The following is a 26,307-nucleotide window of genomic DNA, read 5'->3' as shown; positions in this document are numbered from 1 at the left end:
TCGGGGGTGCCCATTAGGGGGCTCCTACCTGCGCAGATACATGGCATAACTTATTGATTTGTCGTGAGTCGCTATGAGCCTCAGGCTCGGCGACAGGCTCCACACCACTCAGGACGAGCGGCGCGGAGTTTCACCAGAAAAAGGAACAAGGCTACTCATGGGCGAACTGGCCAAAGAAATCCTCCCGGTCAATATTGAAGACGAACTCAAGCAGTCTTACCTCGACTACGCGATGAGCGTAATTGTCGGGCGCGCACTGCCGGATGCACGTGATGGCTTGAAGCCCGTGCACCGCCGTGTGCTGTTTGCCATGAGTGAGTTGGGTAACGACTGGAACAAGGCATACAAGAAGTCCGCCCGTGTGGTCGGTGACGTAATCGGTAAGTATCACCCGCACGGTGATACCGCGGTGTACGACACCATCGTACGGATGGCGCAGCCATTCTCCCTGCGTTACCTGCTGGTCGATGGCCAGGGTAACTTCGGTTCGGTGGACGGCGATAACGCCGCCGCCATGCGTTACACCGAAGTGCGCATGACCAAGCTGGCCCATGAGCTGCTGGCTGACCTGCACAAAGAAACCGTGGACTGGGTGCCGAACTACGACGGCACCGAAATGATCCCAGCGGTCATGCCAACCAAGGTGCCTAACCTGTTGGTTAACGGCTCCAGCGGTATTGCCGTGGGCATGGCCACCAATATTCCCCGCACAACCTCACGGAAGTGATCAACGGCTGTCTGGCCCTGATCGACAACGGCGAGCTGACGGTCGATGAACTGATGCAGTACATCCCGGGCCCGGACTTCCCAACGGCGGCGATCATCAACGGTCGCGCCGGCATCATCGAGGCCTACCGTACTGGCCGTGGGCGCATCTATATGCGTGCTCGCGCGATTATCGAAGACATCGATAAAGTCGGCGGTCGCCAGCAGATCATTGTCAGCGAGCTGCCGTATCAGCTGAACAAAGCGCGCTTGATCGAGAAGATCGCCGAGCTGGTCAAAGAGAAGAAGCTCGAAGGCATCACTGAGCTGCGCGATGAGTCTGACAAAGACGGCATGCGTATCGTCATTGAGCTGCGTCGTGGTGAAGTGCCGGAAGTGGTGCTGAACAACCTCTACGCCCAGACCCAGATGCAGAGCGTTTTCGGCATCAACGTGGTGGCGCTGATCGACGGTCAGCCGAAAGTCCTGAATCTCAAGGACATGCTCGAAGCCTTTATTCTGCACCGCCGTGAAGTGGTCACCCGCCGTACGGTGTTTGAGCTGCGTAAAGCCCGTGAGCGTGGACACATCCTTGAAGGCCAGGCGGTAGCACTGTCCAACATCGACCCGGTTATCGCACTGATCAAAGCTTCGCCGACGCCGGCAGAAGCCAAGATCGCGCTGATTGCCAAGGCGTGGGAATCCACTGCCGTTGAGGCGATGGTTGAGCGTGCTGGGGCTGATTCTTGCCGTCCGGATGACCTCGATCCGCAGTACGGTCTGCGCGACGGCAAGTACTACCTGTCGCCCGAGCAGGCTCAGGCCATCCTTGAGCTGCGTTTGCACCGTTTGACCGGTCTCGAGCATGAAAAACTGCTGGCCGAGTACCAGGAGATTCTCACCCAGATCGGCGAGCTGATCCGCATCCTCACCAGCTCCGTGCGCCTGATGGAAGTGATCCGCGAAGAACTGGAAGCGATCAAGGCCGAGTTCGGCGACGCCCGTCGTACCGAAATCCTCGACAACCGCTTGGACCTGACCCTGGCTGACCTGATCACTGAAGAGGAGCGGGTGGTCACCATCTCCCACAGTGGTTATGCCAAATCGCAGCCGTTGACGGCCTACCAGGCGCAGCGCCGTGGTGGTAAGGGCAAGTCAGCGACTGGCGTTAAGGATGAGGACTATATCGAGCACCTGCTGGTCGCCAACAGCCACGCCACGCTGTTGTTGTTCTCCAGCAAGGGCAAAGTGTATTGGCTGAAAACCTACGAAATTCCGGAAGCGTCCCGCGCTGCCCGCGGTCGTCCGCTGGTTAACCTGTTGCCGCTGGGCGAGGGTGAACACATCACCGCCATGCTGCAGATCGATCTGGAAGCGCTGCGTCAGCAGGCGCCAGAAGGCGATGAAGCAGACGACATCGAAGGCGTGCTGGTTGAGGCTGAAGAGGTTGAAGAACTGGTCGAAGGCGATGACGCCGACGACGAAACCCCGGATGAGCCGACCGGTGCCTACATCTTTATGGCTACGGCCAAAGGCACGGTGAAGAAGACCCCGCTGGTGCAGTTCAGCCGTCCGCGCAGCTCGGGTTTGATCGCCCTCAAGCTGGATGAAGATGACACCCTGATCTCCGCTGCCGTGACTGACGGTGCGCGCGAAGTGATGATGTTCTCCGACGGCGGTAAGGTGATTCGCTTCAAAGAAAGCAAAGTGCGCACCATGGGCCGTACCGCTCGCGGTGTGCGCGGTATGCGTCTGCCGGAAGGGCAGGAGATTATCTCCATGCTGATTCCGGAAGCGGATGCGCAGATTCTGACGGCCTCCGAGCGCGGTTACGGCAAGCGCACGGCGATGGACGAGTTCCCACGTCGCGGTCGTGGCGGTCAGGGCGTTATCGCCATGGTCAGCAACGAGCGTAACGGCAAGCTGGTCGGTGCGGTGCAGGTGCTTGAAGGTGAAGAAATCATGCTGATTTCTGACCAAGGCACGCTGGTGCGTACTCGCGTCAGTGAGGTCTCCAGCCTGGGCCGTAACACTCAGGGCGTGACCCTGATCAAGCTGGCCAAGGATGAAACCCTGGTCGGTCTTGAGCGTGTGCAGGAGCCCTCGGCGGAAGACGACGAAGAGCTGCTGGACGGTGAAGAAGCTGTTGAAGGCGTGGTCGAGGATGCAGATGCTGCACCCGAGGCCGCTGCTGACGAAAGCTCAGCCAGCGAAGAGTGATCGGTGTGAGCCGTAGGGTGGGCATCGCTCAGCGATACTCATCCTGCGCTTAGGGCTTGCCGCTCATCCTGGGTTCGACAGGAGTTCGCTCAATGGGTTATGCCTTCGGCTAACCCATCCTGCGGAGCGGGGCTAAAAGCAGTGGATGCGTCATCGCGAAGGGCGTGGCGCTCGGTGAATCTGAGAGAGAGTGGATGTGAGCAAGCGAGCCTTTAACTTCTGCGCCGGCCCAGCCGCGCTTCCTGAAGCTGTTCTGCAGCGCGCCCAGGCGGAACTCCTCGATTGGCAAGGCAAAGGCCTGTCGGTGATGGAGATGAGTCACCGCAGTGAGGAATACACCGCCATCGCGGAAAAGGCCGAGCAAGACTTGCGCGACCTGATGGCTATTCCGTCCGATTACAAGGTGCTGTTCCTGCAGGGTGGTGCCAGTCAGCAGTTTGCTGAAATTCCGCTCAACCTGCTGCCCGAAGACGGTGTTGCCGACTATATCGACACCGGCATCTGGTCGAAAAAAAGCATCGAAGAAGCCAGCCGCTACGGCAATATTAATGTTGCCGCCAGTGCCAAGGCCTATGACTACTTCGCCATTCCTGGGCAGAACGACTGGCAGCTGTCGAAAGACGCCGCCTACCTGCATTACGCCAGCAACGAAACCATCGGCGGCCTGCAGTTCGACTGGATCCCCGAGGTGGGTGACGTGCCGCTGGTGGCGGACATGTCTTCCGACATCCTCTCGCGGCCGATCGATGTGTCGAAATTCGGCCTGATCTACGCCGGCGCGCAGAAGAACATCGGCCCTAGCGGCTTGGTGGTGACCATTGTGCGTGAAGACCTGCTCGGCCGTGCCCGCAGCGTCTGCCCGACTATGCTCAACTACAAAGTCGCCGCCGATAATGGCTCGATGTACAACACCCCGGCGACCTTCTCCTGGTACCTCTCTGGCCTGGTGTTCGAATGGCTGAAAGAGCAGGGCGGTGTAGCCGCTATGGAACGCATCAACCGCGCCAAGAAAGACCTGCTGTACAAAGCTATTGATACCAGCGACTTCTACAGCAACCCGATTGCCGTTAATGCGCGCTCCTGGATGAATGTGCCGTTCCGTCTGGCTGACGAGAAGCTCGACAAGGCCTTCCTTGCCGGCGCCGATGCCCGTGGCTTGCTCAACCTCAAAGGGCATCGCTCGGTGGGTGGCATGCGCGCCTCGATTTATAACGCGGTGGGCCTGGATGCTGTAGAGGCGCTGGTCGCTTATATGGCTGACTTCGAAAAGGAGCACGGCTGATGACCGATGTAGTGTCCGAGCAGGAATTGCAGGCCCTGCGCCTGCGCATCGATAACCTCGATGAAAAGATTCTCGCGCTGATCAGTGATCGCGCCAGCTGCGCCGAAGAAGTGGCGCGGGTCAAAATGAAGGCGCTGCCGGAAGGCGAGAAGCCGGTGTTCTACCGCCCTGAGCGTGAAGCTCAGGTACTCAAGCGCATCATGGAGCGTAATAAGGGCCCACTGGGTAACGAAGAAATGGCGCGGTTGTTCCGTGAAATCATGTCTTCCTGCCTGGCGCTGGAAAATCCGCTCAAGGTCGCCTACCTCGGCCCGGAAGGTACCTTCTCCCAGGCTGCGGCGATGAAGCACTTTGGTCACGCAGTGATCAGCGTGCCGATGGCGGCCATCGATGAAGTCTTCCGTGAAGTCGCTGCCGGTGCGGTGAACTTCGGTGTGGTGCCGGTGGAGAACTCCACCGAAGGTGCAATCAACCACACGCTCGACAGCTTCCTTGAGCACGACATGGTCATCTGTGGTGAGGTCGAGCTGCGTATTCACCACCATCTGCTGGTCGGCGAAACCACCAAAACCGACAAAATCACTCGTATCTATTCCCATGCTCAGTCGCTGGCGCAGTGCCGCAAGTGGCTCGACGCGCATTACCCCAACGTTGAGCGCGTAGCCGTATCGAGCAACGCTGATGCCGCCAAGCGGGTGAAAAGCGAGTGGAACAGCGCGGCGATTGCCGGCGATATGGCGGCCAGTCTGTACGGCCTAAGCAAAATTGCCGAGAAGATTGAGGACCGCCCGGACAACTCCACGCGCTTCTTGATCATAGGTAGCCAGGAAGTACCGCCGACCGGTGACGACAAAACCTCGGTGATTATTTCCATGAGCAACAAGCCGGGCGCGCTGCATGAGTTGCTGGTGCCGTTCCACAACAACGGCATCGACCTGACGCGCATCGAAACCCGTCCGTCGCGCAGCGGCAAGTGGACCTACGTGTTCTTTATCGACTTCGTCGGCCATCACCGCGACCCGTTGATCAAGGACGTGTTGGAAAAGATCAATCAGGAAGCCGTGGCGCTCAAGGTCCTTGGTTCCTACCCCAAAGCGGTACTTTAAAACTGCTGCGGCAGGTCTCGGGTTTCAAGCTACACGCGCATCGACGCCGGGCTGTACTTGGGGCTTGCGGCTTTAAGCGTGAGGCTTTGTTATGACCGATTTCCTCGCCTTGGCCCAGCCAGGCGTTCAGCAGTTGTCGCCCTATGTGCCAGGCAAGCCGGTGGATGAGCTGGCCCGTGAGTTGGATCTGGATCCGGCCAGCATCGTCAAGCTTGCCAGTAACGAGAACCCGCTCGGCCCTAGCCCTAAAGTGCTGGAGGCGATCCGCGCTGAGTTGGCTGAGCTGACCCGTTACCCCGATGGCAACGGCTTCGAGCTGAAAAGCCGTCTGGCTGCGCGTTGCGCCGTGCAGGTTAGTCAGGTCACCCTGGGTAACGGATCCAACGATATTCTCGACCTGGTCGCACGTGCCTACCTGGCGCCGGGTCTGAATGCGGTGTTCAGCCAATACGCCTTTGCCGTCTACCCGATTGCCACCCAGGCTGTTGGTGCGCAGGGCAAAGTGGTGCCGGCGCAGGACTACGGCCACGACCTTGAGGCCATGCTCGCCGCGATTGATGAAAACACCCGTGTGGTGTTTATCGCCAACCCAAACAACCCAACGGGCACTTGGTTCGGCCCTGATGCGCTGGAGCGCTTCCTCGCGCGGGTGCCCAGCAATGTGCTGGTGGTGCTGGATGAGGCTTATATCGAGTATGCCGAGGGTGATGAGCTGCCGGACGGCCTAAAGTACCTGGCGCGCTATGACAATCTGCTGGTCTCACGCACCTTCTCAAAGGCCTATGGTCTGGCGGCGCTGCGCGTTGGCTACGCGCTCAGCTCGGCGCAGATCGCTGATGTGCTGAATCGTGTACGCCAGCCGTTCAACGTAAACAGCCTGGCCTTGGCGGCAGCGTGTGCTGCGCTGGATGATGGCGATTACATGACGCAAAGCCGTCAGCTCAACGATGCCGGCATGGCGCAGCTTGAGGCTGGGCTGAGTGCGTTGGGGTTAAGCTGGATTCCGTCCAAGGGCAACTTTATTGCCGTGGATTTTGCCCGTGATACCGCGGCGATCAATCAGGCGCTACTGCGCGCGGGCGTCATCGTGCGGCCAGTGGCCGGTTATGGCATGCCGAACTTCTTGCGGGTATCGATTGGTTTGCCCGCGGAGAACGCCCGCTTCCTTGAGGCGCTGGCTGAGGTGTTGCGCGCGTGAGTGATTTAAACGCGGCTGACACTGCACTGCCATCTGCCGTGCCTAAGCTCGGGCGCCTGGTGGTTATCGGGCTGGGGTTGATTGGTGGCTCCTTTGCCAAGGGCCTGCGCGAGCGCGGCCTGTTCAGTGAGGTGGTGGGGGTCGATTTGGATCCCGAGTCGCAGCGTATGGCAGTCGACTTGGGTGTGGTTGATCGCTGTGAAACCGACCTGGCGGCGGCTTGTCAGGGTGCGGCGGTGATTCAGCTGGCCGTGCCGATTTTGGCCATGGAGAAGCTCCTGGGCGAGTTGGCGAAGCTTGATCTGGGCACTGCGGTGCTGACTGATGTCGGCAGCGCCAAGGGCAATGTAGTGCGCGCTGCGCGCCTGGCCTTTGCGGGTCGGGCTGTACGCTTTGTACCGGGTCATCCGATAGCCGGCTCCGAGCAAAGTGGTGTGGAGGCCGCGAATGTTGAGCTGTTTCGTCGGCATAAGGTGATCCTGACGCCGAGCGAGCAGAGTGATGCGGCCGCGTTGGCGTTAGTCGATGGCTTGTGGCGCGAGCTCGGCGCGGATGTCGAGCATATGGAAGTCGAGCATCATGATCAGGTGCTCGCTGCGACCAGTCACCTGCCGCACCTGCTGGCCTTTACGCTGGTGGACTCGCTGGCCAAGCGCAGTGAGAACCTGGAGATTTTTCGATACGCTGCCGGCGGTTTTCGCGACTTCACGCGCATTGCCGGCAGTGATCCAGTCATGTGGCATGACATCTTTCTCGCCAATCGCGAGGCGGTGCTGCGCACGCTGGACGTATTTCGCGACGACCTCGACGCCTTGCGCGACGCGGTTGACGCTGGGGACGGGCACCAATTGCTGGGCGTATTTACACGCGCCCGCGTGGCCCGTGAGCATTTCGGCAAAATTCTCGCCCGTAGGGCCTATGTGGACGCTATGCACTCGAACGATCTGATTTTTCTGGCTAACCCTGGCGGCAAACTCTCTGGGCGAATTCGTGTGCCGGGTGATAAATCCATCTCGCACCGCTCGATCATGCTCGGTTCACTGGCTGAAGGGGTGACTGAGGTTGAGGGCTTCCTTGAGGGTGAGGATGCGCTGGCAACCATTCAGGCGTTCCGCGATATGGGCGTGGTCATTGAAGGGCCGCACCATGGTCGCGTCACCGTGCACGGTGTTGGTTTGCATGGTTTGAAGGCACCGCCTGGGCCGATCTACCTGGGTAACTCAGGCACCTCGATGCGCCTGTTGGCGGGCCTGCTGGCGGCGCAGTCATTCGATACCACCCTGACTGGTGATGCCTCGCTGTCCAAGCGCCCTATGAATCGCGTGGCCAAGCCATTGCGCGCCATGGGTGCGATTATTGAAACCGGGCCTGAGGGGCGTCCGCCGCTGACGATTCGTGCGGGTGCGCGCCTGGGCGGCATGACCTATGAAATGCCGATGGCCAGTGCGCAAGTCAAATCCTGCATGTTGTTGGCAGGTCTGTATGCGGCGGGTTCGACCACGGTGATCGAGCCGGCACCGACCCGTGACCATACCGAGCGCATGCTGCGTGGCTTCGGCTATCCGGTCATGGTTGAGGGCAATACTGCCACTGTTGAGTCCGGCCACAAGCTGACCGCGACCCATATTGAAGTGCCGGCGGATATCTCTTCGGCCGCGTTCTTCCTGGTGGCCGGCAGCATCGCCGAAGACTCCGAGCTGGTGCTTGAGCATGTCGGCATCAACCCGACCCGTACCGGCGTAATCGATATCCTCAAGCTGATGGGGGCGACATTACCCTGGAAAACCAGCGTGAAGTCGGTGGTGAGCCGGTAGCGGACATTCGTGTGCGCAGCGCCAAGCTCAAAGGTATTGATATCCCGGAAGACCTGGTACCTCTGGCTATCGACGAATTCCCAGTACTGTTTGTTGCTGCTGCGGTGGCCGAAGGACGTACCGTGCTGCGTGGCGCTGAAGAACTACGCGTCAAAGAGTCTGACCGTATTCAGGTTATGGCTGATGGTTTGGCGGCGCTGGGTGTCAAGGTTGAGCCTACGTCGGATGGCATCATTATCGACGGCGGCAGTATCGGTGGAGGTGAGGTCTGGGCGCACGGTGATCACCGTATCGCCATGTCGTTTAGCGTGGCGTCACTGCGCGCGACGGCGCCAATCCGCATTCACGACTGCGCCAACGTAGCCACCTCGTTTCCTAACTTCCTGGCGCTGTCGGCTCAGGTGGGTATCCGTGTGGCCGAGGAGGGTAAGGCATGATTGTCGCACCGGTTATCACCATCGATGGGCCGAGCGGTTCTGGCAAAGGTACGGTTGCTGGCTTGCTGGCTAAACAGTTGGGCTGGAATCTGCTGGATTCGGGCGCGCTCTATCGTTTGTTGGCATTCGCGGCGGGTAATCACGGCGTCGACCTGACCAATGAAGAAGCCATGAAGCTGCTTGCCGCTCATCTGGATGTGCAATTTATTGCTGCCGGTGATGGGCGCGGTCAGCGCATTATTCTTGAAGGCGACGAGGTCACCGATCTGATTCGTAATGAACAAGTCGGCGCTGGCGCGTCACTGGTTGCCTCCTTGCCTGCTGTGCGTGATGCGCTACTGCAGCGGCAGCAAGCGTTTCAGGAGATGCCCGGGCTAATCGCCGATGGTCGCGACATGGGCACCGTAGTGTTCCCCGATGCGTCGCTAAAGGTTTTTCTCACCGCCAGCGCCGAGGAACGTGCCCGTCGCCGTTACCTGCAGTTGAAGGCCAAAGGCGATGATGTTAATCTCGCGAGTCTTCTTGATGAGATCCAGGCGCGCGATGAGCGCGATACTCAGCGTGCAGTGGCCCCACTCAAGCCGGCGGCCGATGCAATTCAGCTGGATTCCACTGAACTCTCGATTGAACAAGTGCTTGAACGAATACTCAGCGAAGTCGCCACGCGTGACCTCGCTGGATGACCAGAGCCACAGCTGCTTAAGCTGACCGGCTCGCCAAGGAAGCTTACGGGAACCCAGTCCTAGACCCGTCTGCTTCTTTTTACATAAACGTACCCACATTGTCTGGAGTGTGGTTTGGGCGGATTCCCCGCCCTGAATCAACAGGAATTAAAATGAGCGAAAGCTTTGCTGAACTGTTTGAAGAAAGCCTAAAAACCCTGAACCTTCAGGCTGGCTCAATCATCACCGCTATCATCGTCGACATCGATTACCAAGCTGGTTGGGTAACCGTTCACGCTGGTTTGAAGTCTGAAGGCCTCATCCCGCTGGAACAGTTCCACAACGACGCTGGCGAGTTGACCATCAAAGTCGGTGACGAAGTTCACGTAGCGCTGGACGCGGTTGAAGATGGCTTTGGTGAAACCAAGCTGTCCCGTGAAAAAGCCAAGCGTGCCGAGTGCTGGATCGTTCTGGAAGCAGCTTTCGCCGCTGAGGAAGTGGTTACGGGCGTTATCAACGGTAAGGTTAAGGGCGGCTTCACTGTCGACGTTAACGGCATCCGTGCGTTCCTGCCAGGTTCCTTGGTCGATGTCCGTCCTGTGCGTGATACCACTCACCTGGAAGGCAAAGAACTCGAATTCAAAGTCATCAAGCTGGACCAGAAGCGCAACAACGTTGTCGTTTCCCGTCGCAGCGTCCTCGAAGCAGAGAACTCCGCAGAGCGCGAAGCGCTGCTGGAATCCCTGCAGGAAGGTCAGCAGGTTAAAGGTATCGTCAAGAACCTCACCGACTACGGCGCGTTCGTGGATCTGGGTGGCGTCGACGGCCTGCTGCACATCACCGACATGGCTTGGAAGCGTATCAAGCATCCGTCGGAAATCGTCAACGTTGGCGATGAAATCGACGTCAAAATCCTTAAGTACGATCGCGAGCGCAACCGCGTTTCCCTCGGCCTTAAGCAGCTGGGCGAAGATCCATGGGTTGCCATCAAGGCACGTTACCCGCAGGACACCCGTGTCACTGCGCGCGTAACCAACCTGACCGACTACGGCTGCTTCGCAGAGCTGGAAGAAGGCGTGGAAGGCTTGGTGCACGTATCCGAAATGGATTGGACCAACAAAAATATCCATCCTTCGAAAGTCGTTAACGTCGGCGACGAAGTGGAAGTTATGGTTCTGGATATCGACGAAGAGCGTCGTCGTATCTCCCTGGGTATCAAGCAGTGCAAAACTAACCCGTGGGAAGATTTCTCCGGTCAGTTCAACAAGGGCGACAAGATCTCCGGCACCATCAAGTCGATCACCGATTTCGGTATCTTCATTGGTCTGGATGGTGGCATCGACGGCCTCGTTCACTTGTCCGACATCTCCTGGAACGAAGTAGGCGAAGAAGCTGTACGCCGCTTCAAGAAGGGCGACGAGCTGGAAACCGTTATCCTCTCCGTTGATCCGGAGCGTGAGCGCATTTCCCTCGGCATCAAGCAGCTGGAAGAAGATCCGTTCTCCGACTACGTTGCTGTTAACGATAAAGGCACCATCGTGCGCGGCATCGTTAAAGAAGTTGACGCTAAGGGCGCTATCATCACCCTGGCCGATGGCATCGAAGCCACACTGAAAGCCTCCGAAATCAGCCGTGACCGCGTTGAAGACGCGCGCAACGTTCTGAAAGAAGGCGAAGAAGTAGAAGCTAAGATCATCAGCGTTGACCGTAAGAGCCGCGTAATCAGCTTGTCGGTCAAGTCGAAAGACGTTGAAGACGAAAAAGAAGCAATCCAGAGCCTGCGCGACAAGCCAGCTACCTCTGACATTGCTGCGGGCCCGACCACCCTTGGTGATCTGCTCCGCGCGCAAATGGAAAAGCAGAACTAAGTTCAGCTAGTCCAGAAAAAGGGCGACTTCGGTCGCCCTTTTTTGTACCTGAAAATCGCTAAGGTATTGTTTTATAGGCTGTTCAAATCCAATCAGGCATGCTAAAACCGTTCTATCTAGTGATCTAGCCGCTTGAAAAAGAAGGGAAAACCATGACCAAGTCGGAGTTGATCGAGCGCATCGTCACCCACCAGGGGCAGCTCTCATCAAAGGATGTCGAGTTAGCGATCAAGACCATGCTTGAACAAATGTCGCAGGCCCTGTCGACGGGTGACCGTATCGAGATTCGCGGCTTTGGTAGCTTTTCCCTTCACTACCGTGCTCCGCGGGTAGGGCGCAACCCCAAGACGGGGGATTCCGTGAGTTTGGACGGCAAGTTTGTGCCGCATTTCAAACCGGGCAAAGAGCTGCGTGATCGGGTGAATGAAGACGAATAAGGTCTTTGGGTTTTACTCAGTCATTAACCGGCGGCTACGCCGAAGCAATATCTAGGTCTAGGTCTAAGCCCTTGGTTCTGGCCTTTCCAAAAATCGAAGTCTCTAAGGTGTAAGGGCGTTTCAATCATCTTGTAAATATCGTATGCCGGTATGGCAACCCCAGGCCGGTTGGGGTGTCTTAGCTCGAGCTGTCCTTTATACTTTGGTCGCTTGCACAGCAATCCCTCAATTCATGCAGTTTGCCGTCGCAACTGGGCGCCACATTGCTCATCTGAAATTCGTTCGCGTACTACCTCCTTGTTCAAGCGCTGTCGAAAAAATATATGCAGCTGTTAGCGGGTATGTAGCTTTTCTACCTTTTATGCCGTGGCCGCGCAGTAGCTTAGCCTCGTTATGGCCGGTGGATGAATATCAAGCTATTCAGTATGGGGGCGCTAAGGAATGGAAAAATGCCTGCTTGAATTTGCTGCAAGCTGATTGGCCTCTGTGTTGGGCGATATCTAGTCGAAATCATGTTGATTTTTTGTTGCGCATGATTATCATTATACAGAATAAATATTCTGCCCATACAAATTGATATCTCAGCACCAATTGCGATCGAATCGAATTTTCTGCGCTACTAATAAATAAATTTTGTGGTTTTATAGTTCTGAGTATTTCAAGTCTTGAAGTTTTAGGTTTGGTCGGATGCCTGCTAATTCGGCAATTTTATCAGTAAACGTTCTTTTGAAGTTTCATTCAAAACTCGTTTAATTTTTTAAAAAAACCAACCGATGGTTCAATGTAATGCGCATATTTTTGACGGGTACTACCGGATTTGTAGGTAACGCGCTGCTTCAACAGATTACGGCAGAAGGGCACTATGACCCGGTTGTTGCAATCCGTCGTCAAGTAGTTGGACTGCCATATGGCGTACAAGTGATGCGAGTTGGTGGTCTGCAACCTGAGACTCAGTGGAGTAAAGTGCTAGAAGGTTGTGAGGTGGTTGTTCACTCAGCAGCAAGAGTCCATGTCATGCACGATACGTCGTCCGACCCGCTAGCCGAGTTCCGCATGATCAATGTTGAAGGCACGTTGAGTCTCGCCCGCCAGGCCGCGGCAGCGAGTGTACGCCGCTTTATCTTTATAAGTTCAATTAAGGTCAATGGCGAGGGTACACCTGTAAATATGCCTTACCTTGCTGGTGCTCAAGCGGCACCAGCGGATTCGTACGGCATTTCTAAGATGGAGGCCGAACATGGTTTACGCGCATTGGCTGGCGAGACCGGCATGGAAGTAGTGATTATTCGTCCGACCCTAGTCTATGGGCCGGGGGTGAAGGCTAATTTCCTCAATATGATGCGCTGGTTGCACAAGGGTGTGCCGTTGCCGTTTGGGGCTATCCATAACCGACGCAGCTTGGTTGCGCTGGACAATCTGGTCGATCTGATCGTGACCTGTGTCGAGCACCCCGCTGCCGCTAATCAGACCTTTTTGGTTGGAGATGGCGAAGACCTTTCAACCACCGAATTATTGCGCAGAATGGGCGTGGCATTGGGCAAGCCAGCGCGCCTGTTACCTGTGCCGAGTCGTTTGCTCGAAGTAGGTGCCAAACTCTTAGGTAAGCAGGCGCTTGCCCACCGGTTGTGTGGCTCGTTGCAGGTCGATATCAGCAAAACACGTGAGCTACTCAACTGGACGCCGCCGGTCAGCGTCGATGAGGCGTTGCGTAAGACGGCGAAGCATTTTCTGGAACAACAAAACAAATGAGCATCTGGTTGTTATTACCGGTTGTGGCCGGCTTTGCGCTTTTTACGACTGGCGCGTTGCGCCGTTATGCCTTGTCTCGCAGACTGATGGATATCCCCAACGCGCGGAGTTCGCACTCAGTGCCGATGCCGCGCGGCGGTGGCCTGGCGATAGTTCTGAGCTTTCTGCTGGCCTTGCCGTTGTTGGCCGTTATGGGCCTGGTCGCCTGGCCTTTGGTTTGGGCGCTGTTGGGTTCAGGTGCTGGAGTTGCTGTATTGGGGTTTCTCGATGACCATGGCCATATCGCCGCGAGTTGGCGTCTGCTCGGGCATTTTTCGGCGGCTGTCTGGGCACTGATCTGGCTAAACGGTCTACCACCAATTAATGCTTTCGGTTTCGGCCTCGAGTTGGGCTGGTTGGGTCATGTGATGGCTGCGGTGTATCTGGTCTGGCTGCTCAATTTGTACAATTTTATGGATGGCATCGATGGAATTGCCAGTGTCGAAGCTATTTGTGTTTGTTTGGGCGGAGCCTTGTTGGGCATCGCCGGCTCAAACCAGCCTTCGGAGTTCGTCGTCCCTTTAATATTGGCGGCTTCGGTCGTGGGGTTTCTGTTTTGGAACCTCCCCCCGGCACGAATCTTTATGGGCGATGCGGGTAGCGGCTTTCTTGGTGTTACCTTGGGCATATTGTCACTGCAGGCTGCTTGGGTCGCGCCGCAGTTTTTGTGGAGTTGGTTGATCCTGCTTGGGTGTTCATCGTCGATGCGACCTTCACCTTGCTGCGCCGTCTGATTCGAGGCGATAAGGTGTATGAGGCTCATCGCAGCCATGCTTATCAGTATGCTTCTCGGCGGCTTGGCGGGCACTTACCGGTAACGCAGGCAGTTGCAGCGCTTAATTTGTTCTGGTTGCTGCCTATTGCGCTCTGGGTTGGATGGGGTGGGATGGATGGTTTGGTTGGTCTTGTCGTCGCCTATGCCCCGTTGATCGGCTTAGCGGTGAAGTTCAAGGCGGGCGAGCAGGGGGCGCATTAAGCGTTCTTCCTTTGGCTGTTTATAGACACTGATTGGTTTATATAACTGAGTTTGGCAGTCATAGCACCTCAGGATGTAGTCATTGGTTCTTGGCCAGTTTGAGAGATTGAGGAAATGTTGTGTTAAGACTTGCTGAAAAGTTGCGCGGTCGTCTGGTTAGTTTGCCACGACGCCAGAAGCGACTGATTCAGGTTGCCATAGACGTGGTGCTTGTCTGGAGTGCACTTTGGTTGGCTTTTTTGGTGCGCTTGGGCGATAGCAAAGCTGTTGAACCCTTTGCAGGGCACGCCTGGTTATTTGCGTTGGCGCCGGCCATCGCCATTCCTCTGTTTGTTCGCTTCGGTATGTACCGCGCTGTGATGCGCTATTTCGGTAACGATGCACTGCTGGCCATTGGCAAGGCCGTTACGCTGTCGGCGTTAATACTGGCTCTGGCGGTTTATTGGTATCAGGGTGCACCCAAGCTCGTGCCGCGCTCAATGGTGCTCAACTATTGGTGGTTGAGTCTGGTATTGCTCGGTGGGCTGCGCTTGGTGATGCGCCAGTATTTTATGGGCGATTGGTTTTCCGCCGAGAACCCCAGCCGACTGCAGGGACGTGAGCACGGTTTGCCTAAAGTGGCCATTTATGGCGCTGGCGCGGCGGGTAACCAACTTATTGCGGCCTTGCGTCTTGGGCGTGCCATGCGCCCGGTGGCTTTTATTGATGATGATCCAGGTATCGCTAATCGCACCATCGCCGGGCTGCGGGTTTACACCTCCAAGCACATCCAGCAGATGATCAACGAAACGGGCGCCGATGAAATCCTCTTGGCCATGCCTTCGGCTTCGCGTGGGCGGCGGCGGCAGATTCTTGAGGCGTTGGAGCACTTTCCTCTGCATGTGCGCAGCATTCCCGGTTTTATGGATTTGGCCAGTGGCCGCGTGAAAGTCGAGGATGTGCAGGAGGTCGATATCGCCGACTTGCTCGGGCGCGATGCGGTGCCGCCGCAACAGGTTCTATTTGAGCGTTGTATCCGTAATCAGGTAGTGATGGTCACCGGCGCTGGCGGCTCGATTGGCGCCGAGCTATGCCGGCAAATCCTGCTTAATGAACCTACAACGCTGCTGATGTTCGAGCACAGCGAGTTCAACCTGTACAGCATTCACAGCGAGTTGGAGGCGCGCATCAAACGTGAGTCGTTGCCACTTCGCTTGGTGCCGATTTTGGGCTCGATTCGTAATGCAGATAAGCTGCGCGATGTGATGCAGACTTGGAAGGTTGATACCGTTTATCACGCTGCGGCTTATAAGCATGTGCCGATGGTGGAGCACAATATTGCAGAAGGCGTGCTGAATAATCTGCTCGGTACGCTGAATACCGCACAGGCGGCGATCAGGGCGGGGTGAGCAACTTTGTCCTGATCTCAACTGACAAAGCGGTGCGCCCCACCAATGTTATGGGCAGTACTAAGCGTTTAGCCGAGATGGTGTTGCAGGCGCTTAGCCGTGAAGCGGCGCCTGTGTTGTTTGAGGATGACAAGGCGCTGCGCCAGTTAAATAAAACGCGTTTTACCATGGTGCGTTTTGGCAATGTATTGGGCTCATCGGGCTCGGTAATCCCTCTGTTCCACGAGCAGATTCGTAAGGGCGGGCCGGTTACGGTCACCCATCCGAATATCACCCGCTACTTTATGACCATCCCGGAAGCGGCACAGTTGGTCATCCAGGCGGGAGCCATGGGGGAGGTCGGTGATGTATTCGTGCTGGACATGGGTGAGCCGGTCAAAATTGCCGATTTGGCGGAAAAGATGATTCATCTCAGTGGCTTGAGCGTTCGCTCTAAAAAGAGTCCGCAGGGCGATATTGCCATCGAGTTTTCCGGTTTGCGCCCTGGCGAGAAGCTTTACGAAGAGTTGCTGATTGGCGATAACGTCAGCCCGACTGAGCACCCAATGATCATGCGGGCCAATGAAGAACATCTGCCCTGGGAGGTGTTCAAAGTACGTTTGAGCGAGTTGCTCGGTGCCGTTGAGCGCGATGACTATGATCGGGTGCGCCAGCTATTGCGTGAAACGGTGAGTGGCTACAAACCCGAAGGTGAAATTGTCGACTGGATTTATCAGCAGCGCCGAATAGAGCCATAAGTGGGGCTAAGCCAGAGGCTTGCTCTTTAGGTACAGCCTTGGCCGCGATCAATGGTTGATGCGTCCTTGATCTTGACGATTTCAGCAGCCCTTAAGTTCGCGTTATGTGCCTGCTCATGCAGCAAGTGGATGCTGCTTGAGCGCGTCATGAGCCGCAAAGTAAACAATTTTTGTCAGTGTAGTTTGACAGTTGTGTAACAACGTCTAGTTTTGAGAAAGCATGGAGCTGGATTGCCATGCGCTTCTATTAAACTAACGAAAGGATGCACACGATGCTTAACGCTAAACTCTCGTCTCTGTTGTTTGCCTTTTTAGCTTCTTTCTCGCTGATGGTATCGGCGGCGGAAGTACCCAGCCCATCTGGCGCTGAAGTACCGAGCGCTGAAGTAGCTGCCGTCACCAAGGTCAATCTGAATGCTGCCGATGCGGCCACCCTGCAACGCGAACTGTTGGGGATTGGTGAAGTTAAAGCGCTGGCGATTGTTGCTTATCGTGATGAGCATGGTGACTTTGCTTCGGTGGATGAGTTGCTGGAAGTTAAAGGGATTGGCGAAGCAACGCTTGAGAAGAATCGCGATAAGTTGAGTATTAACTGACGGGCAAAAGTTGTTGCGAAAAACGAAGCCGGTTATCTACCGGCTTTTTTATGCGTGCAACTTTTTCGCCTGGGTGCTCAGGTGACGTCCGTGACTTGAGCTTAGGCTGCCTTATTCAGAAAGATGATGGTATGCAGGCTGGATAATTTCCGCGGCTACACTGGCGCCATCAATCACAGCAGCAAAGGCAGCTTTCCTATGCAAAATCGCATGATGATCACCGGCGCAGGTTCGGGTTTGGGGCGTGAGATTGCCCTGCGTTGGGCGCGTGAGGGTTGGCAGTTGGCGCTGTCGGATGTTAACGAGCCGGGTCTGACAGAAACCCTGCAGATGGTGCGCGATGCCGGCGGTGATGGATTCACCCAACGCTGTGATGTACGTGACTACAGTCAGTTGACCGCGTTTGCTCAGGCCTGTGAGGAAAAGCTTGGCGGTATTGATGTAATCGTCAATAACGCAGGCGTTGCTTCGGGTGGCTTCTTCAGTGAATTGTCATTGGAGGATTGGGATTGGCAGATTGCGATCAACCTGATGGGCGTGGTTAAGGGCTGTAAAGCGTTCCTGCCGCTGCTGGAAAAAAGCAAAGGCAAGATCGTCAATATCGCTTCCATGGCGGCGTTGATGCAGGGCCCCGCAATGAGCAACTATAACGTGGCTAAAGCCGGTGTTGTGGCGCTGTCGGAAAGCCTGTTGATTGAGCTGAAGCTTCACGAAATTGCTGTGCATGTGGTCTGCCCCTCCTTTTTCCAGACCAACCTGCTGGATTCCTTCCGCGGTCCTACACCGGCGATGAAAGCGCAGGTCGGCAAATTGCTGGAGAGCTCGCCGATCAGTGCGGCAGATATTGCTGATTACATTTATCAAGAGATTGGCAAAGGCGAGTTTATGATTCTACCCCATGAGCAGGGCCGCATGGCTTGGGCCTTGAAGCAGAAAAATCCGCAGTTGCTGTACAACGAAATGACCACCATGGCCGATAAGATGCGTGCGCCACGCAGCAAGTGAGTCGATGTGGTTTTGTTGATTTAACGGTCAACATAATCCTGCTTAGGGCTTGTCTGCTATGAGCTTGCGCTCTAAGGTTTGCGGTCATGCCGGCATGGCCGCGAAACTGATGGATGTTCTGTGAAACCTTTCCCCCGGGCCATGCTGTTGCTGGCCCTCGTTCTGGCTGCAATCAACTTACGCCCGGCATTACCTCTCTGGCCCCGCTGATCGAGCGGATTGCCACTGAGCTGGCCTTGAGTCGCAGCCTGATCAGCCTGACCACCGCGCTACCCGTGTTATGCATGGGCCTGCTGGCGCCTTTCGCGCCACGCTTGGCGCTGCGTCTCGGGCTGGAACGCACCATTGCTCTGTGTATGGCGCTGATTGCGCTGGCGTTGCTGCTACGCGTGATGGCCCATGCCAGTGTGATTTTGATTGGCAGTGCGGTGCTGTTGGGCGCTGCTATTGCGGTCGCCGGGCCGTTGCTTTCGGGCTTTATCAAACGCCATTTTGCCGGGCGCATGGGTAGTGTGGTGGGCTGGTATTCGCTGAGCATGGCGATTGGCGGGGCCGGTGGTGCGGTGCTGACGGTGCCGGCTACGCAGTGGTTGGGCGATGACTGGACCCGTGGTCTGGCATTTTGGGCGTTACCGGCGTTAGTCGGGTTGTTGTTGTGGCTGTGCCTGCCCAATCGCGTTGAGGCTGACACCGGAGCAGCGGAGGGCTTGCCCTGGGGGCAGCCACGTGCCTGGCTAATCAGTGCGTTTTTCGCCCTTCAGGCCGGGTTGTTTTACGCCCTGGCTACATGGGCGGTGGCGCGGTATCACGAAGCCGGGCTGAGTCTAATCCACAGTAATAGCCTCTTCAGTGTGTCGATGCTGATGGGGTTGCCCAGCTCGTTCCTGTTGCCCTGGCTGGCGCAACGCTTCCAGAATCGCTATGCGTTGCTGATGGGCTGCGGCTTGTTGTCGTCTATCAGCCTGATGATGATCACCTTTCAGCCCACCGTGCTGCCCGAGTTGTGGGCGGTCACTGTTGGTTTTGGTTTGGGTGGCTCCTTTGCGCTGTCATTGGTATTGCCGCTGTACGAGTCGGCTTCGCCCATGGCGGTTAGCCGCTGGACTGCGATGATGCTGTGCATGGGTTACAGTCTGGCCTGCCTGACGCCAGTATTAACGGGGTTGGCGCGGGATCTGGCCGGTAACTATCAGCTGCCGTTTATGGTGCTGACAGCGCTGGCGCTGGTAATGACCGTGCTGGCTTGGGTGATGGGGCATGGGCGCGCACGTACGCCTAACTGAGGTCAGTTAGGCACGGTTTTTCAGGGCGATAACGCTTTTTAGCCGCCGTTCCTTCCTTGGCTTTTGCGGCTGTGATAGAAGGCAACCCTTGATTTGCTGGAGTGCCCGCGTGGAGTCCGAATCCATCGTTTATGGTTGTATCCGAGACTGTCCGTCGGACAGTCCTGCGGAAAGCCGTTTGCGCCGTGAAATCAATCGGCAGGTGCTGGCCGAGCTGCCAGTGGGCGATGCCTGGAGCTTGCTTGGCCGGGAGATGTTCGCTTTTAGCGAGCTGCCGGGCGATGGCGTGTATCAGACTCAGGTGATCCACTTTGGCGCCAGCTACCGTACGGTCGAGTACGAGTGGAGCCTGTGGATCAAGCAGTTCGAAGCCCTGCTCAAGCGCCTGTACTGGGCCAGCGCAGTGGTGCACCTGGAAACCGAGTTGAACGGTACGCACACCTTTCGCTGGGAGTCGGACAACGGTTTTCACAGCCCGCAGGAAGGTGAGTTGCGCGTGCGCTGTGCGTGGGAGCGTGAGGGTGGTTTGCGCGGCTAACCCAAGGGTTTAACGCGACTATTGCTCTAGCGCATCCAACCATTCTTTCGGCACGTCGCGTTTCAGCGCCAGTTGGCATTGTTGGCTTTCTGCATCGAAAACAATCACCGCCTGGCCTTTGCTCAGCGCGTGGCGTACGCGTTCAATACGCGTGTGCAGCGGTGTTTCGTCGCCGTTGTCGGTGCCGTCGCGGGTGACGAAATCTTCGATCAGGCGAGTCAGGGTGTCAGCTTCGAGCAGGTGATAGGGGATCAGCACGGTATGGCCTCCAGAGCGCAGCGGCGATGCTAACGCGCACAGGCCTGTCTGGCCATGTTTGCTTCAGGCTATTGGCTGGCTGGAACGGTTGGCTGCAGGTAGGTTTCCAGGGTGCTGTAGAGCTTGCTGCTGTCCAGCGGCTTACCGAGGAAGTCATTCATTCCGGACTCGGCGCCATGCTGGCGGTGTTCTTCGAGGATGTGTGCGGTGAGCGCGATGATCGGCACCGCTGGCAGCTTGCATTTGCGCTCCAGGCGGCGAATCTGTCGAGTGGCTTCGAAGCCATCCATTTCTGGCATTTCGCAGTCCATCAGGATCAGTTGTGTGGCACTCGGGTCGCGCCGGTACTCATTCAGGGCAGCCAAACCGTTGGCCACCACGCGCACGTTATAACCGCGCTTCTTCAAGAAGCCCTGTACCACCAACTGATTCACCGGGTTGTCTTCAGCCACCAAGATGCACGGTGTGCTGGCGGAATCGCAGCGTGGTGTGATGGGTAGCGTGATTTCGTTTATGCGGGGTTCTTCGTACAGTTCCAGTAGCGCAGCGCGTAAGGCGTTGATGGCCAGCGGTTGCGTCAGGCCATATAGGCGTAGGCCCGGGGCGTAGGGTAGTTGCTGCTTCTGATCTGGCGCGCACAGCAGCAGGACGCGCTGGCCTGGCTTTAGCAGCGGTTGAAGAGAGTCCAGCCAGTGCTGGCTACTGCCAGGCCAGGGTGACATCAGTACCAGCAACGGAGGCGCCGCAAAATCCTCCAGGTAGCCGAGCAGGTTTTCGGGATTTTGGCAGCGCTCGGTGCGCATACCCCAGCGCCCAAGCAGGCGGCTTAGCGCATCCAGGCCAAGGCCGTCGAGGGAGGTGAGCAGTGCTGTGCGGCCCTTGAGCAGTTCGTGCAGAGGGTCAATGGTGGGTATGTCATCGGGTAGCGGAATATCGAAGGCGAAGCGGGTGCCTTGACCTGGCGTACTCTGCACTTCGATGCGTCCGCCCATCATCTCTACCAACTCTTTACTAATGACCAGGCCCAGGCCGCTGCCGCCGTAACGGCGAGTGGTGCTGGAGTCACCCTGGGCAAATGACTCGAACAACTGGGTCAATGCCTGGTCAGTGATGCCGATGCCGCTGTCACTGATAGCAAACACCAGGTGTGGGTTGCCTTGGGAGTCATTACGTAGGCAAACATTCAGCGCCACGTGGCCTTCGGCGGTAAATTTCAGTGCATTGCTGAGCAGGTTCATCAGCACTTGCTTGAGGCGGGTCGGGTCGCCATTGAGACGACGCGGCACGCCATTTTCCAGGCTTACATAGAGACGTAGACGCTTATCCAGCGCCTGTCCGGTAAACAGGCTCAGGGTGTCGGAAATGAGGTCTTCCAGGTCGAACTCGATATGTTCCAGGCTGAGTTTGCCGGATTCGATGCGCGCGTAATCGAGTATGTCGTTGATCACGGCCATCAGTGAGCTGCCGGAGCTGGCGATGGTGTCGACATAGAACCGCTGACTGCGGTCTAACGAGGTTTCCTTGAGCAGTTGCAGCATGCCCAATACGCCATTAAGCGGGGTGCGGATCTCGTGGCTCATTTTGGCCAGGAAGCGGCTTTTGGCCTGGTTTTCGATTTCGGCTTGCTCGGCGGCGCGGCGTGACTGGAAGCCTTCCTCCTTGAGCATATTGATACGGTCTGCCAGACCGATGGACAGAGTAATCAGCTCAATGGTCACGCCGATCTTGACCACCGTCGCACCATACAAGCCAAACAGTTCAACACCCAGCGAACCCGTGGTGGCGATGATGAACGAGGCCAGCAAGATGCTCCAGGCGAGGATGTAATAAGAGCCATAGCGCAGCCCCTGGCGCCACACATACGCACCGCAGAGCAGCAGCACCAGCGATACCGCCAGTACGGTCAGGCTGGCGAGGATGTTCCAGGCTTGCAGGCCAATCAACGGCACCGACACCAGGCAGCCGCCGACTAGCAACATAAATAGACGCAGGCCGAGGTCTAGGCGCGGAAAGTATTGTGCGGTGTGCAGGAAGTGGCGGCTGAACTGGGTGGCCGTCAGGCAGTGGATGTACATGAGGATGTAGATGCTCACCGACTGCAGGCCGACATGCTCGGGTAACAGCTTGAACAGCATGCCGTCGAAGCTGGCGGCAAACAGGCCAATATTCAGGTTGTACACCAGGTACCAGAAATAGGCTGACTCGCGCAGCGAGATAAAAAGGAACAGGTTGTAGCAGAACATCGCAAACAGCACGCCGTAGAAGGCACCACTGATGCCCATGAGATTTTCCTGGGCGGCGGCACTGGCTTGGTAGGTGCTGAAGAGCAGCGGAATAAAGATCGTACTGGTGGTTTCAACGCGCAGCAGCAAGGTGCTTTCGCCGGGTGCCAGTTCTAGTGGAAACCAAAAGTTACGCACCTGCACCGGGCGCTGGGAGAAGGCATAGCGGTCACCGCTTTCCTGCATGTACCGCTGGCCATCGGGGGCTATCAAAAAGATCTGCAGGTGATCGAGCAGCGGGTAGTTGACTTCTAAGTAGCCGGGCAGGTTTTGCGCCAGCTGATTATCCAGCCGTACCTTGAACCACCAGGCCGAAGCATTTTTACCGAGGTTGGCGTGCGGGCCCTTTACCGCAGTAAAGTTTTCGTCGGCCAGGGCACTGACCTGCTCGCTGCTCAGCTCGCCCTTGGGGTCTTCCAGATAGGCCATAGATGGCCCCAGTGACAGGCGTAGGTCGTGGCTGTCTAGCACTGCAGGCAGCAGTGCCCACGCCGGCCCACAGAGCCAGAAGAGCACCACCGCCAGCCATATACGAGGCATCCACTGTCCTCATTATTATTATCGGGGCCTGGTTCGGCTCCGTGTCGTGCCATCACTTTGCCCGTATGCGCGTCGCCCTTCAAGTATCCTGATCGCGAGGGCGCCAGAGGCTGTCGACAGTCGGCAAACGGGTGTCACTTTCCATCTGCGCGTCGTGTTCCAGTTGGTGGCTGAAGCGCTCAAGCGACCCCTGCGCCGGCTGGGCATCGCTGGCAAATACCGGTGGGCTGAGCAGGTAGGCGGCGAGTAGGCGGCTAAGGGCCTTGAGGCTGTCGATATGCGTGCGCTCGTAGCCGTGAGTGGCGTCGCAGCCAAAGGCCAGTAGCGCGGTGCGGATATCGTGGCCGGCGGTAACCGCTGATTGCGCATCGCTGTGGTAGTAACGGAACAGGTCACGGCGCACCGGCACCTCATTTTCCTCGGCCAGGCGCAGTAATTGCCGCGACAGGTGATAGTCATACGGTCCGCCGGAATCCTGCATCGCCACGCTGACGGTGTGCTCGCTGGACTGCTGGCCCGGCGCGACCGGGGCGATATCGATGCCAACAAACTCGCTGACATCCCAGGGCAGGGCGGCGGCGGCTCCCGAGCCGACTTCCTCGGTGATGGTGAATAGCGGGTGACAGTCGATTTCTGGCTCGATGCCACTTTCCTTAATGGCCTTGAGCGCGGTGAGCAGGGCGGCGACGCCGGCTTTGTCATCCAAGTGGCGAGCGCTGATATGGCCGCTTTCGGTGAACTCCGGCAGCGGGTCGAAGGCGACGAAATCACCCACCGAGATACCCAGCGACTCACAGTCAGCGCGGGTGCTGCAGTAAGCATCCAGACGCAACTCGACATGGTCCCAGCTGATCGGCAGTTGGTCCACGGCGGTGTTGAAGGCGTGCCCGGAGGCCATCAGCGGCAGCACGCTGCCGCGAATCACGCCGTGATCGGTAAACACGCTGACGCGGCTGCCCTCGGCAAAACGGCTGGACCAGCAGCCGACCGCCGCTAAGCCCAGGCGGCCGTTGTCTTGCAGTTCGCGGACGATCGCGCCAATGGTGTCCAGGTGCGCTGATACGGCGCGGTCAGGGCTGCTCTGTTTGCCTTTGAGGGTGCCGCGGATGGTGCCGCGCCGGGTCATCTCGAACGGAATGCCGATCTCTTCTAGGCGCTCGGCGACGTAACGCACGATAGTGTCGGTAAAGCCGGTGGGGCTGGGAATGGCGAGCATTTCCAGCAGCACCTTTTGCAGGTAATCGAGGTCGGGTTCGGGGAGCTGTTGCATACAAGGTCTCCTAGCGAAAATTGTCTGGGCGGCCAGTCCGGCGTAATCCTTGGCGCAACCGGGCTAGTCGTGACCCGGATTGCGCCGTACATCGCGGTTTTGATGGGGGTTTAACCCACCTGGCTGAGGGGAAATAACAGGTCGATAAAGCGCTCGGCGGTGGGCTGTGGCTGATGATTGGCCAGGCCGGCGCGCTCGTTGGCTTCGATAAACACGTAGTCGGGTTGATCGGCGGCCGGCACCAGCAGGTCAAGACCCACCACGGGGATGTCCAGTGCGCGGGCTGCTCGTACCGCTGCATCGGCCAGCACCGGATGAAGGATCTGGGTGACGTCCTCCAGGCTGCCGCCGGTGTGCAGATTGGCGGTCTTGCGTACGGCCAGGCGCTGGCCCGCCGGTAGCACGCTGTCGTAATCGACCCCCGCGGCATGCAGGGTGCGCAGGGTTTCGGCATCCCTGGGGATGCGGCTTTCGCCTTCGGTGGCAGCTTGTCGGCGGCGGCTTTGCGCATCGATCAGCGCGCCGATGCTGTGTTGACCATCGCCGACCACTTCGGCCGGCCGGCGAATAGCGGCGGCCACCACAGCAAAGCCGATCACCAGAATGCGCAGGTCGCAGCCTGGGTGAAAGCTTTCCAGCAGCACGCGGCTGTCGAAGGTACTGGCGCGCTCGATCGCATCCTGCACGTCCAGTGGCGTACGCAGGTCTACTGCAACGCCCTGGCCCTGTTCACCATCCACCGGCTTGACCACCACACTGCCATGCTCGGCGAGGAACGCGGCGTTCTCTTCGGCGTTACCGGCCAGGCGCTGGGCCGGCAGGTGCAGCCCGGCTTGGGCCAGGGCGCGGTGAGTCAGGCGTTTGTCCTGGCAGAGGGTCATGCTGACGGCGCTGGTCAGGTCGGTCAGTGATTCGCGGCAGCGAATGCGCCGGCCGCCGTGGCTCAGTGTGAACAAACCCGCATCGGCGTCGTCCACCTGCACGTCGATACCGCGGCGCAGGGCTTCATCGACAATGATCCGGGCGTAGGGATTCATCGGCGTATGCGGGCCAGGGCCGATAAATAGCGCTTCGTTGATGCCGTTTTTGCGCTTGATGCTGAAGGTCTGCAACTCGCGAAAACCCAGCTTGGCGTAAAGCCCTTTGGCCTGGTCGTTGTCGTGTAGTACGGACAGGTCCAGGTGGCTCAGGCCGCGGCTCATAAAGTGTTCAACCAGATGGCGCACCAGTACCTCACCGACACCGGGCCGGCTGCAGCGTGGGTCGACTGCCAGGCACCACAGGCTGCTGCCGTTGTCTGGGTCTTGGTAGGCCTTGTGGTGATTGAGGCCCATCACGCTGCCGATCACGGCGCCGCTGTCTTCATCTTCGGCCAGCCAGTACACCGGCCCACCCAGATGGCGCGGGGTGAGTTTTACCGGGTCGATTGGCAGCATGCCGCGCAATTGGTACAGGGTGTTGATTGCCTGCCAGTCGTTGGCATTTTGCGCGCGGCGAATGCGAAAGCCGCGAAAGCGCCGGCGTGCCTGGCGGTAGTCGCTAAACCAGAGGCGCAGGGTATCCGAGGGATCAAGAAATAACTGCTGCTGAGCCTGCGCCAGAACCTGGTGAGGGGCGGCGACATACAAGGCGATATCGCGCTCGCCAGGCTGTTCGGTCAGCAAGTCGCCGGCCAGGGCGGCGGCGTCCGGGTAGGTGTGGCCGATCAGCAGGCGGCCCCAGCCACAGTGCACAGCTTTCGGTTGGCCCATCTCGCTGTCGGGTTCTTCGGCGAAACGCGCCTGCAGGCGTTCGTAAGACGGTGTCTGACCGCGGAGCAGGCGTTGGTTAAAGGCAGTGGCACGCATTGGAAGGCATCCTTTGCTGGCTACGCACCCAGCACCGGCCGGGGTATTCAGGGAAACGGGCGAATGAGCA

14 protein-coding genes and 5 pseudogenes are annotated in these 26,307 nt (G+C 57.7%); 15 read left to right on the top strand and 4 right to left on the bottom strand.

The features are described 5' to 3' along the window. Positions 1-157 precede the first annotated feature (157 nt). The 15 genes and pseudogenes from gyrA to ACEPAJ_RS14575 all read left to right on the top strand — a co-directional run bounded on the left by gyrA (position 158) and on the right by ACEPAJ_RS14575 (position 20,040). Positions 158-2,925: pseudogene (gene gyrA / locus ACEPAJ_RS14645) on the top strand (DNA gyrase subunit A). A 196-nt stretch (positions 2,926-3,121) separates the two neighbouring features. Beyond that, positions 3,122-4,207 carry a 3-phosphoserine/phosphohydroxythreonine transaminase gene (gene serC / locus ACEPAJ_RS14640; protein WP_425915653.1) on the top strand — a complete coding sequence of 362 codons (1,086 nt, stop codon included), beginning with the start codon at positions 3,122-3,124 and terminating at the stop codon, positions 4,205-4,207. Beyond that, a complete protein-coding gene (pheA, locus tag ACEPAJ_RS14635) occupies positions 4,207-5,313 on the top strand; it encodes a prephenate dehydratase (protein ID WP_322948598.1) in 1,107 nt (368 codons plus the stop codon). The genes serC and pheA overlap by 1 nt, the downstream gene beginning before the upstream one ends. A gap of 91 nt (positions 5,314-5,404) precedes the next feature. Continuing rightward, positions 5,405-6,511, top strand: coding sequence for a histidinol-phosphate transaminase (gene hisC / locus ACEPAJ_RS14630; RefSeq protein WP_425915651.1), 1,107 nt, complete (start codon positions 5,405-5,407; stop codon positions 6,509-6,511). 26 nt (positions 6,512-6,537) lie between these two features. Continuing rightward, positions 6,538-8,762 (top strand): annotated as a pseudogene (locus ACEPAJ_RS14625) (bifunctional prephenate dehydrogenase/3-phosphoshikimate 1-carboxyvinyltransferase). Beyond that, positions 8,759-9,445, top strand: a complete 687-nt coding sequence (cmk, locus tag ACEPAJ_RS14620) for a (d)CMP kinase (RefSeq protein WP_425915649.1) — start codon at positions 8,759-8,761, stop codon at positions 9,443-9,445. The pseudogene ACEPAJ_RS14625 and the gene cmk overlap by 4 nt, the downstream one beginning before the upstream one ends. A gap of 152 nt (positions 9,446-9,597) precedes the next feature. Next, complete coding sequence (rpsA, locus tag ACEPAJ_RS14615) at positions 9,598-11,292, top strand: 30S ribosomal protein S1 (protein WP_136666183.1); 1,695 nt, start codon at positions 9,598-9,600, stop codon at positions 11,290-11,292. A 152-nt stretch (positions 11,293-11,444) separates the two neighbouring features. Further along, positions 11,445-11,729 carry an integration host factor subunit beta gene (ihfB, locus tag ACEPAJ_RS14610; protein WP_090238453.1) on the top strand — a complete coding sequence of 95 codons (285 nt, stop codon included), beginning with the start codon at positions 11,445-11,447 and terminating at the stop codon, positions 11,727-11,729. Positions 11,730-12,515: 786 nt separating this feature from the next. Beyond that, positions 12,516-13,478 (top strand): UDP-glucose 4-epimerase family protein, encoded by a 963-nt coding sequence (locus tag ACEPAJ_RS14605; protein ID WP_425915647.1) that lies wholly within the window; start codon positions 12,516-12,518, stop codon positions 13,476-13,478. After that, positions 13,475-14,493 (top strand): annotated as a pseudogene (locus ACEPAJ_RS14600) (MraY family glycosyltransferase). The gene ACEPAJ_RS14605 and the pseudogene ACEPAJ_RS14600 overlap by 4 nt, the downstream one beginning before the upstream one ends. A gap of 140 nt (positions 14,494-14,633) precedes the next feature. Next, positions 14,634-16,618 (top strand): annotated as a pseudogene (locus ACEPAJ_RS14595) (polysaccharide biosynthesis protein). Between the two features lie 272 nt (positions 16,619-16,890). Then, complete coding sequence (locus ACEPAJ_RS14590) at positions 16,891-17,214, top strand: ComEA family DNA-binding protein (protein ID WP_425915645.1); 324 nt, start codon at positions 16,891-16,893, stop codon at positions 17,212-17,214. Between the two features lie 198 nt (positions 17,215-17,412). Further along, on the top strand, positions 17,413-18,219 hold the full coding sequence (locus ACEPAJ_RS14585; RefSeq protein WP_425915643.1) for an SDR family oxidoreductase: 807 nt from the start codon (positions 17,413-17,415) through the stop codon (positions 18,217-18,219). 120 nt (positions 18,220-18,339) lie between these two features. Then, positions 18,340-19,502: pseudogene (locus ACEPAJ_RS14580) on the top strand (CynX/NimT family MFS transporter). A gap of 109 nt (positions 19,503-19,611) precedes the next feature. Then, positions 19,612-20,040: a hypothetical protein gene (locus tag ACEPAJ_RS14575; RefSeq protein WP_425915641.1), complete on the top strand. Its 429-nt coding sequence runs from the start codon at positions 19,612-19,614 to the stop codon at positions 20,038-20,040. 18 nt (positions 20,041-20,058) lie between these two features. Here the strand turns inward: ACEPAJ_RS14575 and ACEPAJ_RS14570 are convergent, their stop codons facing one another. The 4 genes from ACEPAJ_RS14570 to ngg all read right to left on the bottom strand — a co-directional run bounded on the left by ACEPAJ_RS14570 (position 20,059) and on the right by ngg (position 26,237). After that, a complete protein-coding gene (locus ACEPAJ_RS14570; protein WP_274088666.1) occupies positions 20,059-20,298 on the bottom strand; it encodes a YheU family protein in 240 nt (79 codons plus the stop codon). A gap of 68 nt (positions 20,299-20,366) precedes the next feature. Further along, positions 20,367-23,120 (bottom strand): 7TM diverse intracellular signaling domain-containing protein, encoded by a 2,754-nt coding sequence (locus ACEPAJ_RS14565; RefSeq protein ID WP_425915639.1) that lies wholly within the window; start codon positions 23,118-23,120, stop codon positions 20,367-20,369. A 79-nt stretch (positions 23,121-23,199) separates the two neighbouring features. Further along, complete coding sequence (locus tag ACEPAJ_RS14560) at positions 23,200-24,390, bottom strand: osmoprotectant NAGGN system M42 family peptidase (protein ID WP_425915637.1); 1,191 nt, start codon at positions 24,388-24,390, stop codon at positions 23,200-23,202. Between the two features lie 110 nt (positions 24,391-24,500). Continuing rightward, positions 24,501-26,237 (bottom strand): N-acetylglutaminylglutamine synthetase, encoded by a 1,737-nt coding sequence (ngg, locus tag ACEPAJ_RS14555; protein WP_425915635.1) that lies wholly within the window; start codon positions 26,235-26,237, stop codon positions 24,501-24,503. Between the last annotated feature and the right edge of the window lie 70 nt (positions 26,238-26,307).

The organism is Pseudomonas sp. GWSMS-1, from assembly GCF_049847425.1.
Taxonomy (GTDB): domain Bacteria; phylum Pseudomonadota; class Gammaproteobacteria; order Pseudomonadales; family Pseudomonadaceae; genus Aquipseudomonas.
Note: the sequence above shows the minus strand (reverse complement) of the source record. Positions and strands in the feature narration are given on the sequence as shown.